The 15,886-nt window shown below is 69.4% G+C and carries 16 protein-coding genes and 4 pseudogenes; 13 read left to right on the top strand and 7 right to left on the bottom strand.

Annotated elements, in window-relative coordinates:
* Nucleotides 1-307: 307 nt before the first annotated feature.
* The 8 genes and pseudogenes from ACFVVO_RS32315 to ACFVVO_RS32280 all read left to right on the top strand — a co-directional run.
* A pseudogene (locus ACFVVO_RS32315) lies at nt 308-481 on the top strand (acyl-CoA thioesterase); the annotation flags it as partial.
* A gap of 5 nt (nt 482-486) precedes the next feature.
* Nucleotides 487-1,467 carry a cation diffusion facilitator family transporter gene (locus tag ACFVVO_RS32310; RefSeq protein WP_390059716.1) on the top strand — a complete coding sequence of 327 codons (981 nt, stop codon included), beginning with the start codon at nt 487-489 and terminating at the stop codon, nt 1,465-1,467.
* Between the two features lie 42 nt (nt 1,468-1,509).
* On the top strand, nt 1,510-2,061 hold the full coding sequence (locus ACFVVO_RS32305) for a maleylpyruvate isomerase N-terminal domain-containing protein (protein ID WP_390059715.1): 552 nt from the start codon (nt 1,510-1,512) through the stop codon (nt 2,059-2,061).
* Between the two features lie 589 nt (nt 2,062-2,650).
* Nucleotides 2,651-3,214, top strand: coding sequence for a DUF4240 domain-containing protein (locus tag ACFVVO_RS32300; RefSeq protein WP_390059713.1), 564 nt, complete (start codon nt 2,651-2,653; stop codon nt 3,212-3,214).
* Nucleotides 3,211-3,306, top strand: a pseudogene (locus tag ACFVVO_RS32295) (CbrC family protein); the annotation flags it as partial. The gene ACFVVO_RS32300 and the pseudogene ACFVVO_RS32295, both read left to right, overlap by 4 nt.
* 8 nt (nt 3,307-3,314) lie before the next feature.
* On the top strand, nt 3,315-3,743 hold the full coding sequence (locus tag ACFVVO_RS32290; RefSeq protein WP_390059711.1) for a CbrC family protein: 429 nt from the start codon (nt 3,315-3,317) through the stop codon (nt 3,741-3,743).
* Between the two features lie 256 nt (nt 3,744-3,999).
* Nucleotides 4,000-4,272 carry a suppressor of fused domain protein gene (locus ACFVVO_RS32285; protein WP_390059709.1) on the top strand — a complete coding sequence of 91 codons (273 nt, stop codon included), beginning with the start codon at nt 4,000-4,002 and terminating at the stop codon, nt 4,270-4,272.
* Between the two features lie 244 nt (nt 4,273-4,516).
* Nucleotides 4,517-5,401, top strand: a complete 885-nt coding sequence (locus tag ACFVVO_RS32280; protein WP_390059708.1) for a neutral zinc metallopeptidase — start codon at nt 4,517-4,519, stop codon at nt 5,399-5,401.
* Between the two features lie 328 nt (nt 5,402-5,729).
* On the opposite strand, the gene ACFVVO_RS32275 is transcribed toward ACFVVO_RS32280, so the two are convergent.
* On the bottom strand, nt 5,730-6,317 hold the full coding sequence (locus ACFVVO_RS32275; RefSeq protein WP_390059706.1) for an RDD family protein: 588 nt from the start codon (nt 6,315-6,317) through the stop codon (nt 5,730-5,732).
* Nucleotides 6,318-6,876: 559 nt separating this feature from the next.
* Here ACFVVO_RS32275 and ACFVVO_RS32270 point away from each other — a divergent pair.
* The 3 genes and pseudogenes from ACFVVO_RS32270 to ACFVVO_RS32260 all read left to right on the top strand — a co-directional run.
* Nucleotides 6,877-7,074, top strand: a pseudogene (locus tag ACFVVO_RS32270) (site-specific integrase); the annotation flags it as partial.
* Nucleotides 7,075-7,147: 73 nt separating this feature from the next.
* The gene (locus ACFVVO_RS32265) at nt 7,148-7,570 is read left to right on the top strand and encodes a hypothetical protein (protein WP_390059704.1); all 423 of its coding nucleotides are present in this window, start codon (nt 7,148-7,150) and stop codon (nt 7,568-7,570) included.
* A gap of 167 nt (nt 7,571-7,737) precedes the next feature.
* A complete protein-coding gene (locus ACFVVO_RS32260; protein ID WP_390059702.1) occupies nt 7,738-8,061 on the top strand; it encodes a DUF6083 domain-containing protein in 324 nt (107 codons plus the stop codon).
* Between the two features lie 111 nt (nt 8,062-8,172).
* Here the strand turns inward: ACFVVO_RS32260 and ACFVVO_RS32255 are convergent, their stop codons facing one another.
* The gene (locus ACFVVO_RS32255; RefSeq protein ID WP_390059701.1) at nt 8,173-8,643 is read right to left on the bottom strand and encodes a GNAT family N-acetyltransferase; all 471 of its coding nucleotides are present in this window, start codon (nt 8,641-8,643) and stop codon (nt 8,173-8,175) included.
* A 620-nt stretch (nt 8,644-9,263) separates the two neighbouring features.
* Between ACFVVO_RS32255 and ACFVVO_RS32250 the strand changes: the two genes are divergently transcribed.
* Nucleotides 9,264-9,449, top strand: coding sequence for a hypothetical protein (locus tag ACFVVO_RS32250; RefSeq protein WP_390059699.1), 186 nt, complete (start codon nt 9,264-9,266; stop codon nt 9,447-9,449).
* A 14-nt stretch (nt 9,450-9,463) separates the two neighbouring features.
* On the opposite strand, the gene ACFVVO_RS32245 is transcribed toward ACFVVO_RS32250, so the two are convergent.
* The 5 genes and pseudogenes from ACFVVO_RS32245 to ACFVVO_RS32225 all read right to left on the bottom strand — a co-directional run bounded on the left by ACFVVO_RS32245 (nt 9,464) and on the right by ACFVVO_RS32225 (nt 12,019).
* A complete protein-coding gene (locus ACFVVO_RS32245) occupies nt 9,464-9,601 on the bottom strand; it encodes a hypothetical protein (protein WP_390059697.1) in 138 nt (45 codons plus the stop codon).
* Between the two features lie 367 nt (nt 9,602-9,968).
* Nucleotides 9,969-10,388: pseudogene (locus ACFVVO_RS32240) on the bottom strand (TIGR03668 family PPOX class F420-dependent oxidoreductase); the annotation flags it as partial.
* Between the two features lie 33 nt (nt 10,389-10,421).
* Entirely contained in the window at nt 10,422-11,249 is an 828-nt protein-coding gene (locus tag ACFVVO_RS32235) for an LLM class F420-dependent oxidoreductase (RefSeq protein ID WP_390059695.1), read from the bottom strand.
* A gap of 250 nt (nt 11,250-11,499) precedes the next feature.
* The gene (locus ACFVVO_RS32230; RefSeq protein ID WP_390059693.1) at nt 11,500-11,682 is read right to left on the bottom strand and encodes a hypothetical protein; all 183 of its coding nucleotides are present in this window, start codon (nt 11,680-11,682) and stop codon (nt 11,500-11,502) included.
* Nucleotides 11,683-11,734: 52 nt separating this feature from the next.
* A complete protein-coding gene (locus ACFVVO_RS32225; protein ID WP_390059692.1) occupies nt 11,735-12,019 on the bottom strand; it encodes a hypothetical protein in 285 nt (94 codons plus the stop codon).
* A 1,930-nt stretch (nt 12,020-13,949) separates the two neighbouring features.
* On the opposite strand from ACFVVO_RS32225, the gene ACFVVO_RS32220 reads away from it, so the two are divergent.
* Entirely contained in the window at nt 13,950-15,884 is a 1,935-nt protein-coding gene (locus ACFVVO_RS32220; RefSeq protein WP_390059690.1) for an MFS transporter, read from the top strand.
* Nucleotides 15,885-15,886 lie beyond the last annotated feature (2 nt).

Below are 15,886 nucleotides of genomic sequence, written 5' to 3'. Positions count from 1 at the left end.
AGGTCGCACCTGCGGACATGGCTTCGCGGGCGTCGCATCCGCCACCGCATGCGACGGCCGCGGCCATGCCGGCGGCGTGCGCGGCCGGCGAGATGACCAGGACCTCGGCGTTGTCGAGGAGCTGGAAAACCTGCCGAATCTGCCACTGACCGACCAGACGAAGAAACCGGCAACAGCACCTCCGGCCGGGGTTGCCGCGCCCGGCGAAACACGCCTCGAAGGCCTTGACAGCGAACGACACCAGGAACCACCCGCTCGTCGATGCCGCCCCTCACCACCCGGCCGGCGTTGCCGCGCTCGGCGAGACGCGATGTGGTTCCACCGGCCGTTCCGGGCCGACGAGTGGCTGCTGTACGACCAGAAGTCCCCGTCGGCATACGGCGGCCGCGGCCTCGGTCAGGCCCGCATCTACACGCAGGACCGGCGCCTGGCCATCTCGGTCATCCAGGAGGGCGTGGTACGGGTTCCGCGGGAACACTGAGAGACATGGCGAAAGCTCTACACCCGGACCGGCGGGACACCGACGTCGGAAGTACCCTCACGGTCGTCGTCGCCGCCCTCGCCAACCTCGGCATCGCGATGGCCAAGGTGGCGGCCGGCCTCATCAGCGGCTCCAGCGCCATGCTCTCCGAGGCCGCGCACTCGGTCGCCGACACGGTCACCGAGGTGTTGCTGCTGACGGCGCTCAAGCGCAGCCGGAAACCCCCCGACGAGGACCATCCCCTCGGATACGGCCCCGAACGCTACGTCTGGGCCCTGCTCGCCGCAGTCGCCACCTTCGTCGGCGGCGCGGTCTTCTCCCTCTACGACGGCATCCACACCCTGACGAGGGGCGAGACGCTCGGTGACCCGCGGGTGTCGTACATCGTCCTCGCGGTCGCCTTCGTGCTGGAGGGCTTCTCGCTGCGGACCGGGGTGCGCCAGGCGCGCGGTGACGCGGACCGACGCGGGATGCCCTTCCGGCTCTATCTGCGGCACACTCCCGACACCGCCGTGAAGGCGGTGGTTCTGGAGGACTCGGCCGCGCTGATCGGCCTGGTGCTGGCGGCGGGCGGCCTGCTGGGCGGGCAGCTCACGGGATCCGGGGTCTGGGACGGCATCGCCTCCCTGTCCATCGGCGTGCTGCTGCTGTACGTCGCCTGGGTGCTCGGCCGGTCGAACGTGGAGCTTCTCATCGGGCGGCCGCTGCCCCGGCCGGTGCGGGAGCGGATCCGGGCGGAACTCCTGCAGGTGGAGCACATCGAGGCGGTACTGGAGCTGACGACGCTGGTGCAGGCGCCGGGGGAGGCCCTGGTGGCGGCCAAGGTCGACTTCCGTGACCTGTCGACCGCCGCCGAGGTCGAGTGGGCCTGCGAGCGGGCCGAGCAGCGACTGCACGAGGCGTTCCCGGCGGTGTGCCGGGTGTATCTGGACCCGACGCCCGGGCATGCGCAGCGGCGCTCCGAGGGCCTGAACCCCGGTTCGTGAAAACGGCTTGTAAGCGCGAGGCGCGCACGGTGGGATGAGGCCGTGACAGTCATCGCGGAGCCGTGGAACTGGCGAGGGGGGCGGATTCGGGACGCCTTCCTGGACGCCGTGCGGACGGTCGCCGACCTCGCGGCCGACCCCGCTGTCGCCGCCGCGTGGAACGAGCCCGGCGTGCTCAAGAACTTCAGCGTGCGAGGGCTGGTCGGGCACATGTTCTGGCAGGAGCTCGCGCTGCCCGGGATGCTTTCGGATCCGGTGCCCGCCGAGCCGGTGGTGTCCTTGCGGGAGTCCTACCTCCAGCGGGTGACCTGGCTCGACGCAGGCGCCCACGGCGCCGTGAGCGTCCGGATCCGGCAGGGCGGGGAGGCCACGGCCGCCGACGGCCACGAGGAGCTGCTCGCAGGGGTGCGGGAGGCGATCGGGCGACTGCGCACGCAGGTCCCGGACGCTTCCGCCGTACGTCCCGTCCGCGTCTCCACTCAGCGATCCCGCAGGACAAGCATCAGCAACTTGTCCTACTCCAGACGGCCCACAGCCACCGGGGGACGCGAGTACGGCCCACCTCTACGAGAAAGGCTTCGGTCATGCCTTTGAGGTGTGACGTCACGGCCTCAACTGTTCAGCCGTCGCCAGCCTGCCTCAGGCCACCCAGAGACAGCCTGACTCGACGGCGCGGCCGGCGGGAAGACGCCGGCGGCGGGTGGGTGTAGGCAGCGGCGCGGGTGGTCGGCCGGTGGTGGGGCCAGCCTGCTTCCGCCAGGCCGTGCGCCAGATCGTCAGTTCGTCCTCGGTGTAGCGGACGGTCTTCCCATCCAACTTGCCTTCGGGCACCGGGATGCCGCGTTCCGTGGAGCGCCTGCGCATCTAGGTGCGCGCCGTCGACGCCTTCCTCGGCAGGATCCTCGGGTGGCCGTGCTGCGCCGAACCGCGCTGCCGCGCCGCGCGACGATGTTTCCCCGGGCGGCTGCCCGACAGGCGCGGCCAAGGCCTGTTGAGACGCCCGGCGGAACCGATCAGCCCGGGCTGCCCCATCACCGTTAACCGCCGGGGCGTGCTTCGGGGCGCGGGGCTCGAGGCGGCGGGCCATCCCCCCTCACCTGCCTCCGGCGGTCGAGCTGAACCTCATCTGCCCGGCCGGCCAGCGAGAGGGATGCTGTCGGAGGCTTATGGCACTCTCCCTGCCATGGAGAGCCACACGTTCTGGCACCTCATCGATACTGCGCGGGCGGCCGACACGCCGCTCCATGAAGCCTTGATCCGTCTACTGGCCGCACGGGGAACGGACGAGGTTTTCGCCTTCCACATCCACTTCGACGGGAGGGACACTGCCATAGACCGGTGGGACATCTGGGCGGCCGCCTACCTGATCGGCGGGGGCTGCTCGGACGACCGGTTCATGGACTTCAAGGCAGGCCTGATCGCCCTGGGCCGCCCCTGGTACGAACGAGCCGCCGACTGCCCCGACACCCTCGCCGAACACCCCGCCGTCCGTCACGCTCTGGCCACTGGCGACGAAGAAGCCGTGTTCTACGAGGAGATGGGGCATGTGGCCGTGGCCGCCTACGCGCAGATCACTGGTGACGAAGACAGTTTCTACCCGGCTTTCGACCATTACCGCGCCCAGCGCGGCGAAAGCGACGGCCCGACCCATGACATGGGCGAGAATTTCGACTTCGACAACACCCAGGAGATGCACCAGCGGCTTCCCCGCCTGGCCGCCCTCTACCTCAAGGAGACACCGCGGTGAGCCGCCCGCTGCCCTTCTTCCGCTACCACCCCGACCCGGTCGCCACTGGATCCCTTCGCGAAAGCCGGGAGTCAGGCATCTGCTGCGGCCGCAGCACGGGGTGGATTTACACCGCGCCGTTCTACACAGCCAGACCCTGGACGGGCGCCTGTGCCCCTGGTGCATCGCCGACGGCAGCGCCGCCAGACGCTTCGCGGGCGAATTCATCGACACGTACGGACTCGACGGCGTCCATGAGGACATCCTTTACGAAGTCACCCAGCGCACCCCCGGCTTCCACGCCTGGCAAGACCCGCACTGGCTCGTCCACTGCCAGGACGCCGCCGCATTCATCGGCGAGGTCGGCTACACCGAGCTGACCGCTCACCCGGAAGCGCTCGACCAGCTCCGCACCGAGATGCGTTCGGCCGGTCGGCACGACGCACAACACCTCGACCAGTTCCTGCAAGGCCTCGGCCACGGCGCCACCGCCATGCTCTTCAAATGCACTGTGTGCGGCACCCACCTCGCCTACATCGACGCCTCCTGAAAAGGGCCGCACCCGGACCAACGGTCATGTCCCACGATGTAGTGCAGGCGATCAAGCGGCTGGCGTTCCGGATCGAGGCCCACGACGACCTACACGGGTGCGGCGACCCGCGAGGCGCCCTGCTAAGCCGTGCGACTCCCGGATCCGGGGACCATCCCCGCTGGCCCAGGGAGCACTGGGTGGGCGACCGCGGGCTCGAGTTGGTGAAGGGACCATCTCCACGGCATGGGGAGCACAGGTTCCACCCCAACCGACAGTGCCCGCACCCGCACCGCAGCCGCCCGCCGCACCGGAGCCGTGGCTGCCCGGGTCCCACTGCGACCACCTGCTGATCAGCCTCCCCTACCTCCAGGGCCCCGGTCTGGAGAAATGCCCGCTGGCCGACGGACACGCCCGCATTCCCTGGGTGCTGCCGGTGACGGCGGCCGAGACGGAGTACCGCCGCACGCACGGTCACGAAGCCCTTGAACGGCTCTTCGACGAGTACGCGATCGTCCCGACCGACCCGAGGCGGCCGTCCGTCGTCTGAACCTCGCGGGCACGGTCCCGGCACCGGCGACAGGCGGGGCCCCGCTGCGCGGTCGACGGCATGGAGGGGCCGTTGCCGCGCACTGCGGTCCGCCGTTCACCCACAGAGCGGCGTCGCGGCGTCGCCCGCCGGCTCCTCCGAGAGGCGGAGCAGGAAGAGGACGGGATGGGGATGTCCTCGTACGGGGTAGGCGAGCGGGACGACGCGGGGCGATCCTGTGCGCTGCTTGAGGGAGGGTCAACGTATGCAATTCGACGACGATGCTGCTCTGGACACGTCCGAGGTCGAGGACGGTCGGGGAGGTGCGCTGGGCGGGATCCCGGGCGGCGGGAAGACCATCGGCGGGGGGCTGGTCGGGCTCGTGGTGCTGGTCGCGTCCGTGCTCTTGGGTGTCGACCCCGGCATGTTCGGCTCGGGCAGCAGCGACACGTCCTCGTCCGGCAAGTCAGCCGCGGACCTCGCGGCGGACTGCCGGACCGGTGCCGACGCCAACCGCAAGGAGGAGTGCAGGATCGTCGCCGTGGTCGACAGCGTGCAGGCATTCTGGAAGCAGACGGAGACAGCCGCCGGCAAGCCCTACCAGCAGGCCCCGACGTTCCTGTTCACCGGCAGTGTGAACACCGGCTGCGGGAACGCGACTTCCGACGTCGGCCCCTTCTACTGCTCAGCCGATGACAAGGTCTATCTCGATCTCGGCTTCTTCAACGACCTGAGCAGCAAGTTCGGCGCCAAGGGCGGCCCGTTCGCCGAGGCCTACGTCATCGCGCACGAATACGGCCACCACTTCCAGGACCTCAGCGGAGCGATCTCCCGCGGCAGCGGAAAGGGCCAGAACAGCGGCTCGGTGAAACTCGAGTTGCAGGCGGACTGTTACGCCGGAGTGTGGGCCCACCACGCCACCACCCCCGACCCCAAGAGCGGTAAGCCACTGATAACCGACTTGACGAAGGACGACGTCAACCGCGGGCTGGACGCGGCCGCCGCCGTCGGAGACGACCGTATCCAGCAGCGCTACCAGGGCAAGGTCACACCTGACACCTGGACCCACGGCTCCGCGAGCCAGCGCCAGCAATGGTTCTCCACCGGCTACCGCTCCGGCCGCGTGGTCAGCTGCAACACGTTCAGCTGACCACGCTGACAACCACGGTACGGCGCCCGGCTGTTGGGCGTCGCTGATGGGCAGATCGCGTATTATGCCGCGCTGCGGTCGTTGGTTAGCGGCCGACACCAAGTGGGAGTGCTGCCTCGACAGGTGACTGCTTCCAGGACCGTGCCGTCGCCGCGCAGCTAGAGCAGGCCGTGACCGAGGGCGGCACGGTCGTGCTGGGCCAGGTGCTGGCCGGCATGGGCGGGGTCGGCAAGACACAGCTGGCGGCCAACCACGCCCGCGCGACATGGGACAGGGACGAAGTGGATCTGGCGTGGGTCACCGCAGCCCCCCGCACCGTCCTCGCCGCCTATGCCCAAGCGGCCACCGATCTCCTCGGCGCCGACCCGGCCGACCCGGAGCGGGCCGTGGTGCTCACGACGACGCTGTTGGCCGCCTTGTCGTGCAGACACTGCTGGAACGGCTTGTCCCAGAGGCACCACAGCACGTTGACCAGCCCCAGGAACGGCACGAATCCCATCACGAAGCTGGTGAACCAGCGCAACCACGCGCGTCCGAAGGAGAGGTTCTGACCGTTATCGAGCCGGACGACACGCAATCCGCAGATTCGCTTCCCGTAGGTGGCACCGGACTTCCAGTTCATGACCGGTTCGTAGCAGAGCAGGACCAGGCCGATCCCGACATACCCGATCACCCCTGCAACCATCCCGATGACGTCGTTGTCCACCGTCAGGTTTTGGATCAAGACGATTAGGCCGGCCACGAGTAGCAGCGCCAGCACCATGAACACCGCGTCCAGAAAACGGCCGGCGAGCCGTGCGCCTTGGTTGCCGAGGGCCCCGGGAGGCGGGCCCACCACAGGGGGCGCGGCGGGCGGAGGGTACATCGGCTGCCAGTATCCGTAGGGCTGCTGCTGCGGGGACTGGTACATACTCATGTGCGGTCCAGAGGTCGTCAGAGGATTGGTGAGGGTGCGGCTGTGACACGAACCGTCTGCGGTCCGAAGGGCAACCCGAACGAGTCACAGTGACTGGAGGGTTGCGGAGTCATGCCCCGTGCGTCAACGCCCCAGGCCATCTTCGCCGTTCCGCCGATCTCGTCAACGCGTTGGCCCCCGCTGACAATGAGTCCACTCACCGGATGACAATGCGCTGCCGTCACCAATTGCCCCGCCACTACAGCAGCGGCTGGCCTCGATGACACCGGCGGCCATCCAGCGTCCCCTACCTGTCTGCGGCTCGGCGGGACGTGAGGGCCACCGCCGCGGCAGCGGGCGCGCGGCACAATACCGCCGCGTCGAACGCGCCGGATCGCTAATGCCTCGCCGCGGCACACCCCCTCACGCTGCGCCGGCGGCCACATGACGAATCAGAGAGCACTTGATGTGGCCAGGTCAACCTGCAGTGATCCAGGCCAGAGAGCCGGCAGTCAGAGAACCCGCACCATCTGCTTCCACAGACGCGGTCCGCGCATTGCTCTGTGGCACTGAGACGGGGCCGCTTGCTGCACGGCCGTATGACCTCCGACACTCGGCGCTGGCGACCTGGCTCAACTCCGGGGTGGACCCTACCGAGGTCGCCGAGCGCGCAGGCAACAGCGTCGAGGTCCTGCTGAGCCGCTACGCCAAGTGCATCGACGGACGGCAGGAGATCGCCAACCGCAAGATCGAAGAGCTGTTGCGCGAGTACGAGTGATCGGCCGGTGCGCTGTCGGTGCCGTCCTTTACGCTGCGCCTCGATTGAAGAGCTCAGGTGGGGAGGGACAGAGGTGGGCGGCAATGCATGGCAGGACACTGGTCCGTATCAGCGTGATCTGGAGGCCGCATTCCGGCAGGCCCAGGAAGAGGAACTGGCGCGGGACAACCACGGTTTCGAGAGCCGGTCTGTCGAGGAGCTGTGGCGCGACCCGGAGTGGCAGGAATACATTCTCACCGGCGGCACGGGCACCGTGCTGGATTTTCCCTGCATGATCGACGCCACGGACACCGCAGACGGCCCGTTCATGCGGCTGCTGACCGATGATGAGGTGCGTGCGTGGGCTCCTCACGGCCGGCCCACTTACGCGGAGTGGGACGCCGCCCTCGACTCCGAGCGGTTGGGCTTCCCGGGCCGCGCCCAGGGGAACGGCACGGTGCTCTACCGCGACGGCCGGCCTGTGGAGATCGGCCACTGGGGGGTCACCGCTGACTAGCGAGCCGGCCCCCGTGATCAGGCTCAGTGGAGGAGGCACCTCGGTGGCGACCAGGGCAAACGCCTCAAGATTCTGTCCACGAATAGTCCACAGACGCCGACATACGGCCGCTCCGGGCGGCACACGCCTGCACAAACACTAAGACCCCGCACTCAGCGTTTCCGCTGGTGACGGGGTCTTTGGGCACCTCATGGGTGCCCCCGGCAGGATTCGAACCTGCACACACGGCTCCACTGGCCCATACGGTGCCGGCGGAGCATCGGTCGATCGAGCTCTCCGACGGTCGGGTCGCCGTCTACGGCGTGTGTCCGCCAGATCCCTTTCAACGGTGCCGTATCGAGCACCGGCTGGCCGGCTCGGCACAACGGCTACCGGACCTTTGGCCATGGTTGACGATGCTGCGAGGGGAGAACGGGCGGCACGCGGAGCGGCAGTTGCAGGCGGACCCGGAACCGCCAGAGTCTCCGGAGGAATGGCCAGTTGCGGGGTAACGGCGACTTGGGGCGGACGTGCAGCTGGCGGGCATCGACTTCCAGGTGCCCACCAGCCTCTCGTCGTGCGACCACCTCAGGTCAACCCTGTCCGCGCTTCCGTAAAACAGCTCACCGATCGGGGAAGGTGAGTCGCAGAACGATCTCGCCGTCGTCGATCTCCCCGGTGGGCTCGAACCCGAACTTCTGGTAGAAGGGCCACGGCTCGCCGTCGCCGGGCTCGTAGCTGGTCAGCAGCTCGGTGGCGCCGTCCGCGTGAACCAGGGTGGCGACCAGCGTGAGCGCCTCTCGGCCGATCCCTCGCCCCTGGTACCGCTTGTCGACGAGGAGGCGCCAGAGGAAGTGTCGCCCTTTGTAAGGACCGGCCGGCGGTTTCCACGACAGCATCACGAAGCCGACTGGCTCATCGCCGCGGTACACGGCGCGGTACCAGGGATTGGCCTCCGGTTTCTTCGCCGCCTCCTTGAGTGAATGGGACACGGAGGCGACGAATTGCTTCTGGTCACGTCGGACGCGGAGGGCACGGACGGCATCCCGGTCGTCGTCGGTGATCTCCCGTAGGTGCACGCTCGGGGATCTCATGCCACACCCCTTCCGTCCGGCAGCTGCGCCGTCCCGGCCGACGTGAAGAGCCGATACCGGGCGGCATTCCCGCGCATCCGCGTTGTCGAGGCCTCCAGGTCGGACGTCTTCGCAGCGTATTCGACACAGGCGATCTGGAGCGGGACTGGCACGCCGGGCTGTGACCGCGTCCAACGCAGCTCCTAGGAGAGCAACCCGGCCTGACGCGGCGATGCGCATGCGCAGCCCCCTTCGTCAGTTAGATGGGACTGACCTGGGTAATCGCTCGGCCGCGACCGGCTCCCCGTCGACCCGCGGACGAGCCGGATGCCGCAGTCGAAAGACCCACACACCGTGGAGCGGGCGTGGTTCATGGCGTCCAGGTGGAGCGCGCCACTGTACGAACGACCTGGACGCCATGGACCGCGTCTGCTCGGCTCTGCCTGGGTCGATGGTGTGCGGGATGGGAGCCCCCTCATCCGCCACGATGGACCTGCGGGCGGCGACGGCGCCCCCTCGGACTTCTACGCCCGCTGCATCGCCCACGTCGATCTCGCCAGAACCCTGGACGCGGCGATGGTGACGCTCGGCCCGATGGACAGCGAGGAACTTCACCGAGCCATCCCTGCCTACGGCCGACGGTGAAGGGCTGGGAGAAATACAAGGTCCGCGAGACGAGCGAGGCGATCGTCGGCGCGGTCACCGGCTCTCCGACCGCTCCCCGCACGCCGCTGCTCGGCAGGTACGACGACGAAGGGCGCCTTCAGTACGTCGGCCGCGCCACGGCCCTGGCGCGGGCGGCAGGCGCTGTGGTCGCCGCCAGCTGACGCACCGGACGGGATTACGTAGCCGGCGGACGTCCGGCCTGCGTCCGGCCTGCGGCGACGCCGTTGGTGCTGAGGAACGTCTCGGCGACCAGCCAGGCGAAGAACTCGTTCTTCGCCTCGAGCGGCTCATGCAGCGCGATCGTCTCCAGCATGGCTACCCGACACCGCCGTTGCCACGGAGGAGCTGGGTGTGTCGATCCGTCCGCCGTCCCGACCCCGCTCGTCTCCCCCGGCGCGCGGCGAACGCCGCAGCTCAGCCAGGCCGGACTGCGGGTCACCCCGCAAGAACTCCTGCAGATCGCGCAGACCCTCCCGGGCGACCCGGCCTGTCTCGACCTGGGCGTGATGGACGCCGTCTGCGCCCGGGTCCAGGCCCACTACATGGGCCGCGATGTGTACGCGAGCGATTGGCTCAAGGCCCCGGCCAGCGCATAACGGCGACGACGAGCCGTGATGGTGCCGGTACTGGTGATGCCGGGGGCGCGTGTCCCCTGCCCTACGGTCACCCCCCCCCGACGCGGCACGCCAGCCGTGCCACCTGCGGACGGCGATCACGAGCGCCGGACCGGTCGGCGGTCGCTGCCGGTACGGCGCGTACTTCTCCCGCAACAGGGCGACGGCCGCCGGGTACTCGCCCTGGGTACCGGGCGGCAGCACGCGGGCGTCACCGTCCGCGCGGACCCACCACAGCCGCTCCCAGTCCTCGTCGTACGCGTCGACGAGCAGGCAGACAGCCGGGTGGGCCGCGATGTTGTCCAACCGTTTCAGCTGCTGCGACCTCTTCGGCTTCCAGTCGACGGCGGTGACGATCTCCTCGCCGTGGGCCGCGAAGACGACCGGCACCAGATGCGGGCGCAAGCCCGCGTCCACCGTCGCCAGGCGCGCCACACGCGCGGTCATGAACCGGCGGCGCGCCTCGTCCCCGGCCATGTCCGGCACGGTCAGCTCCTGTTCAGCGGCAGCCGCGAGCTGTCACCGGTGGCCGGACGTGGCCTCGGCCAGTTCGTCCAGGGTGCGCAGCGTCTGGTTCTCCGGCAGGGTCGGCAGATACAACAGGACGCGTTCGACGCCGAGTTCGGCGTAGGTGTCGAGCGCCTTCCGGTCGTGCCGGCCCGCGTACACCACGACGGACGGGCGGTCACCGGCCGTCCGCCGCATACGCGCGATGCGTTCACCCAGCTTCTCGAGCGGCAGATCGCTCGGCATCCACGCCGCACCGTACGCGGCGACGCGTTCGAAAGCGCGCTCGCTGTCGCCCCCGACCCAGATGGGCGGATGCGGCTTCTGGACCGGCTTGGGCCAGGCGTAGACGGGATCGAAGTCGACGAAGTCGCCATGGAACTCGGCCTCCTCCTTGGTCCACAGCTCGATCATCGCGCGGATGCGTTCGTCCATGAGCCGCCCGCGGACAGCCGGATCCGTCCCGTGGTTGCGCATCTCCTCGCGGTTCCAGCCCGCGCCGACCCCGAACACGGCCCGGCCGCCGGAGATCAGATCGAGGGAGGCGACCTCCTTCGCGGTGTGGATCGGATCGCGCTGGATCACCAGAGCGATGCCGGTGCCCAGGAGCAGGTCACGGGTCACCGAGGCGGCCGCGGCGAGCGCCACGAACGGGTCGAGCGTCCGGTAGTAGATCCGCGGCAGCTCACCGCCCCCCGGGTACGGGGACTCCCGCTTGACCGGAATATGCGAGTGCTCGGCCAGCAGCAGGGAGTCGAACCCACGCTCCTCCATGGCGGGTCCCAACGCCTTGGGGCCAATGCCCTCATCGGTGACAAATGTCGATACTCCGAACTTCATCCGCGACCACCTCGTCTCGTCGGCACACCTGCTGTCAGTGTGACGCGGTCGGTCGCTCCTCGTCGGGCATGACCTCCCGCGGCGCGGCGTGGCGTGGCGTGGCGTGGCGTGGCGTGGCGTGGCGTGGCGTGGCGTCCGGACCCTATGCCCACTGTCACTGCCCGACCCACGCGTCCGCCGGCCGCTGCAGGGCCACCTCGCGCAGCGCCGCAGTGGTGAGGCGAGAACGCCGGCGATCACACGCGGGTCGTCACGGAGCACGTACACGATGTCGGGCATCCGCCGCCCGGCCCTCGCGACCGTGTGGCACCTGCCCCAGCACCAGCTGGATGGTGGCCCGGGCGCGGCCGGAGGCGGCCACCTGGTCCCCGACGTTGCGCAGCTCCTCATCGAGCCGGCCGCCGAACAGGCTGCGCTGCCCCTCGGCCGTCATCAGGACAGGCGTCCGCGTCCTCGAGGACCAGCCGGTCGATGTCCGGGACTCCTTACCCGTTACGCAGATGCTCCGGGCAGTCGTCGTACACGATGGCGGCCAGGAGGAACTGCGCGGTGTGGAGCGTGTGGAAGGGGGAGAACTGTGCGGCGTGCGCGGCCAGTACGGGCAGGCCCGCGAGCAGGGAGGCTCCGAACAGGCCGGTCTGGCGGCCGTTGCGATGCCCTGCGTCCGAGGCGTACGAAAGGCCGGCCATGACGGGGACGGCGGCCAGACAGGCGAGCGCGACGAGGGTGCGGATCCGCAGCAGTTGCGTGGTCAGCTCAACGCGCAGCACACTTGTCGGCTCCTTCAGTCATGGTCAAGAACGTCTCTTCCGGGGACTTGAACCTTTCCGGGTTCAGCCGGGATGGTGACGTGGACGGCGGATACCGGGGTGGTGCGGGGGCTGGCGAGTGCGAGGGAGACGTCGGCCGGGCCGGCAGCGGGTGTTTCGGTGGCGAGGCGCTCCCGGGTGGCGTCGGTCCCGGTGAAGCCGTTCGAGGCGAGCGGCTTGTCCCAGTCCTCACGTCGAATCGACGGCGTGCCGTTCGGGTCGGCCGACGGCTGTGGTGCCGCGACCGGTGTGGATACCGCCGGTATACCGCCGCTCTCCCCGTTGCGTGCAGTGTGTGGGCCGGACGCCGTGGTGGAGCCGCCGCCCGGTGAACAACGGTCGGGAGGGCCTCGATGTGTGGAAGCGCAGGGGCGAACGTCCTTCATCCCGGATGCCGGGGATCTACGGCGACGGGCCCTCAGGCCGGTGCTCGCCGCTTTTGCCCCGTACCGGGGCGTGAAAGCGTCGATCGCACAGTTGCGCGCGGTTCGCGGGCAACGGTGGGGAGTCGGACATCGGTGAGACACCCGCGCCGGGGCGTCCCGAGACGTCGGGTCGCCGACCGGCTCTGCGACACCGTCCAGGTACGGACCGGCCCTCAAGGGACCGCCGTTCGCCTGCGGGTCTGCAGGACATGAAACGAGCCGGCGGCATGCAGGCAGGGCCTGGGCCTGGGCCTTGAGCGTGTCACTGCGGACCGTGCGTCGACACCCTCGCCCACCTCGAGGAGGGGCGAGGATGCCGATCCACTCCCTTCGCAGGACCACAAAACGACTGAGGACACACGCTCCATCCCGATCTCGATGTTCTCCTTGCGTAGCTGCTGCTCTCCTCACACAGCCTGCACAGTCCATCGCGTTCCGACTCGCCGAGCCCGCCCGCGGCCCCCGCATCCGCGCGGGCCCGGGCCCGAAGGACCCACGTCTGCAGCGTGCCCTCATGCACCCCCACATCGCGCCACCTCCGCCGCGGACTTCCCTCTCCCCCACACGATCCGTACCGCACCCTCACGGAATGGCGCGACGTACGACCTTCGCCTTAGCAGGTCGTCGAGGAGATCGATGCCGACGCCCGGCTGCTGGTCCTTGACGTGTTCGATCCACAGGTCTTGAGCATGGCTCCCGAGCGCAGCACCACTGTCCAGAAAGGCGCAGAGTGCCGTGGCGCGGCTCGGGCCCCGTACCGCGAGGGGGTCGCTCGCATTCCTTCGGTCGTCAGCGGTTGGTCCGTGCGTCAGGGCACGAACCGCTCGCCGTCACCGTGCCGACGACGTACGGAAGCAGCGGACGCGTGTTGTGTCGTGTGTTCACGGTGTCGAGCATTTCGTCCGGGCGCTTCCGCCTGCAGGATCAAATGGCGACTTCGCCTCTTGTACTGGACGGACGAAGGGAGACACCGGCAGCGGAATGTCCACTGAGCTGCGCAAAATGCCATAAAATGGAAGACGCCGTCACCCCGTGCCCCGTTTGACCAGAGCTCGAGGTGAGGCCATGAATGCCGTTGCACAGGACAACGTCTCAAGGCGCCGGGGGTCTCCCATCGGGTGCCGAACCTGCTCTCCTGGCTCGTGCCAGCCGCACGGCACGCAACAGGCGCAAGGGGAAGAGCCCCACCAACGGTGCCCGTCGCCCGAGGTCCTCAGCGTCCTCGTGGTCGAACGCCCGCGCATAACGCTCCGCGTCCTCGGCGCTCGGATACCGCTTGCTGCCGTGCGCCCCGCAACCGCGCCCGCAGCGCCAGCGCATGGTGGCGCCCTCGCTCTGGAAGCGGAACCGGTGTCCGACAAGACGGCAGCGCAGCACAAGGAGGGACGTTACGCCGGACACGGGGCGCGAGCCCGATCCCTCGCCCGTACGGCGGATCGGCCGTGTCCCGAGGCGGAAGGGGCGGCATGACCACCACCTCCGAACTCCGTGTCATCACCACGAAGGTTCCCGCCCGCCTCGACCGGCTGCCGTGGTCCCGGTTCCACTGGCGGATCGTCATCGGCCTCGGCACCGTCTGGATTCTCGACGGGCTCGAAGTGACCATCGTCGGCGCGGTCGCCTCACGCATGACCGAACCGAACAGCGGCATCCACCTCACCAGCGCCGACATCGGCACGGCCGCCGCGATCTACGTGGCGGGCGCATGCGTCGGTGCCCTGCTCTTTGGCCGGCTCACCGACCGCTACGGGCGCAAGAAGCTGTTCATGCTGACGCTCGGCATCTACATCCTCGCCACGGTCGCGACGGCCTTCGCCCACGACGCCTGGTACCTCTATCTCGCCCGGTTCTTCACCGGCATGGGCATCGGCGGGGAGTACGCGGCGATCAACTCGGCCATCGACGAGCTGATCCCCGCCCGCAACCGGGGGCAGGTGGATCTGGCCATCAACGGCAGCTACTGGATCGGAGCCGCCCTCGGCAGCCTGGCCGCCCTGGTGCTCCTCGACGAGAACCTGCTCCCGGCCGGCCTCGGCTGGCGGCTGGCCTTCGGCCTCGGCGGCATCCTCGGTCTCGGCATCATGATGGTCCGCCGCCATGTACCGGAGAGCCCGCGCTGGCTGTTCATTCACGGTCATGAGGACGAGGCCGAACGCATTGTCGACCAGATCGAGGCCGAGGTAGGCCGGGAGACCGGTCAGGACCTGCCCGAGCCGGCCGAGGCCGTCACCGTCCGGCAACATTACGTGATCCCGTTCACCGAGATCGCCCGAGTGGCCCTGCAGCGGTACCCGCGACGCGCCCTCCTCGGCCTTGCCCTCTTCGTCGGCCAGGCCTTCCTGTACAACGCGCTCGTCTTCGACCTGGGCACGCTCCTGAGCGGGTTCTTCGGCGTGGGCTCCAGCTCGGTGCCGTACTTCCTCACCATCTTCGCGATCGCCAACTTCCTCGGCCCGCTGTTGCTCGGTCGGCTGTTCGACACCGTGGGCCGCAAGCCGATGATCGCGGGCACCTACTTCGGCTCGGCCGCCGTGGCGGTGGTCCTCGCCGTCCTGCTGGTCAACGGCTCGCTGACGGCCTGGTCGTTCTTCCTTCTGGTCTCGTTGACCTTCTTCGTCGCGTCCGCCGGGGCGAGCTCCGCCTACCTGACCGTCAGCGAGGTCTTCCCCATGGAGACCCGAGCCCTGTCCATCTCCCTGTTCTTCGCCGTGGGCACCGCCGTGGGCGGCATCACCGGGCCGCTGCTGTTCGGACACTTCATTCACAGCGGCCACACCACCCTCGTGGCCACCGGCTTCTTCATCGGAGCGGCGGCCATGGCCCTCGGCGGGCTGGCCGAGGTCGTCTTCGGAGTGAAGGCCGAACAGCAGTCCCTGGAGAACATCGCCAGGCCGCTGACCGCCGAGGAAGCCGACGCGGCCTGGCGGGGCGAGCGGGCGCCCCAGGACGAACGGGGCCGCCTCCGCCCCGCGGACGTACGGCAGGCCGCGCGCGAGCGGGACCAGCGGATCGCCGACCGCACGGCCGGCCGCCGGGCGCGAGAAGGCACCGGGGCGCGGCGGTACCGTCCGGGCGCCGGCGCGGGCAGTTCCTTCTACTCGCCGGGGATGGCCGGAACCACAGGCGCCGCGAGCCGCACCTCCGCCATGGCCGAGCAGCGCCTCGATGAGGAGATCGAAGAACTGGTGCGGGCCCTCGAAGAGAGCGGGCCCGCCACGCGCGAAGGGCTCGAGCAGGCCGTCCATGGCCGGTCGTGGGGACCTGGGCGCTTCGCAGGGGCCTTGCGGGAGGCCGTCGAGGAGTCCCGCGCCCGCCACCTGCCGGACGACCGTTACGCGCCGCCGGGCCGGCCCGGCAAGCCGGGCGGAGCATCCGGCGCCCACCGGAACCGCAGCGCGTGAGC

This window comes from Streptomyces sp. NPDC058145 (assembly GCF_042884245.1).
Classification (GTDB): Bacteria; Actinomycetota; Actinomycetes; order Streptomycetales; family Streptomycetaceae; genus Streptomyces.
The sequence above is the reverse complement of the archived record's forward strand: the minus strand, read 5'-3'. Positions and strand labels throughout refer to the sequence as shown.

Bases quoted from the DNA above. Each gene is read 5' to 3' on its own strand.
- ACFVVO_RS32300 (WP_390059713.1), top strand. From the start codon at position 2,651: ATGGAGAGCCACACGTTCTGGCACCTCATCGATACTGCGCGGGCGGCC.
- ACFVVO_RS32310 (WP_390059716.1), top strand. From the start codon at position 487: ATGGCGAAAGCTCTACACCCGGACCGGCGGGACACCGACGTCGGAAGT.
- ACFVVO_RS32255 (WP_390059701.1), bottom strand. From the start codon at position 8,643: ATGAGATCCCCGAGCGTGCACCTACGGGAGATCACCGACGACGACCGG.
- ACFVVO_RS32235 (WP_390059695.1), bottom strand. From the start codon at position 11,249: ATGAAGTTCGGAGTATCGACATTTGTCACCGATGAGGGCATTGGCCCC.
- ACFVVO_RS32280 (WP_390059708.1), top strand. From the start codon at position 4,517: ATGCAATTCGACGACGATGCTGCTCTGGACACGTCCGAGGTCGAGGAC.
- ACFVVO_RS32245 (WP_390059697.1), bottom strand. From the start codon at position 9,601: ATGCTGGAGACGATCGCGCTGCATGAGCCGCTCGAGGCGAAGAACGAG.
- ACFVVO_RS32275 (WP_390059706.1), bottom strand. From the start codon at position 6,317: ATGAGTATGTACCAGTCCCCGCAGCAGCAGCCCTACGGATACTGGCAG.
- ACFVVO_RS32220 (WP_390059690.1), top strand. From the start codon at position 13,950: ATGACCACCACCTCCGAACTCCGTGTCATCACCACGAAGGTTCCCGCC.
- ACFVVO_RS32230 (WP_390059693.1), bottom strand. From the start codon at position 11,682: ATGACGGCCGAGGGGCAGCGCAGCCTGTTCGGCGGCCGGCTCGATGAG.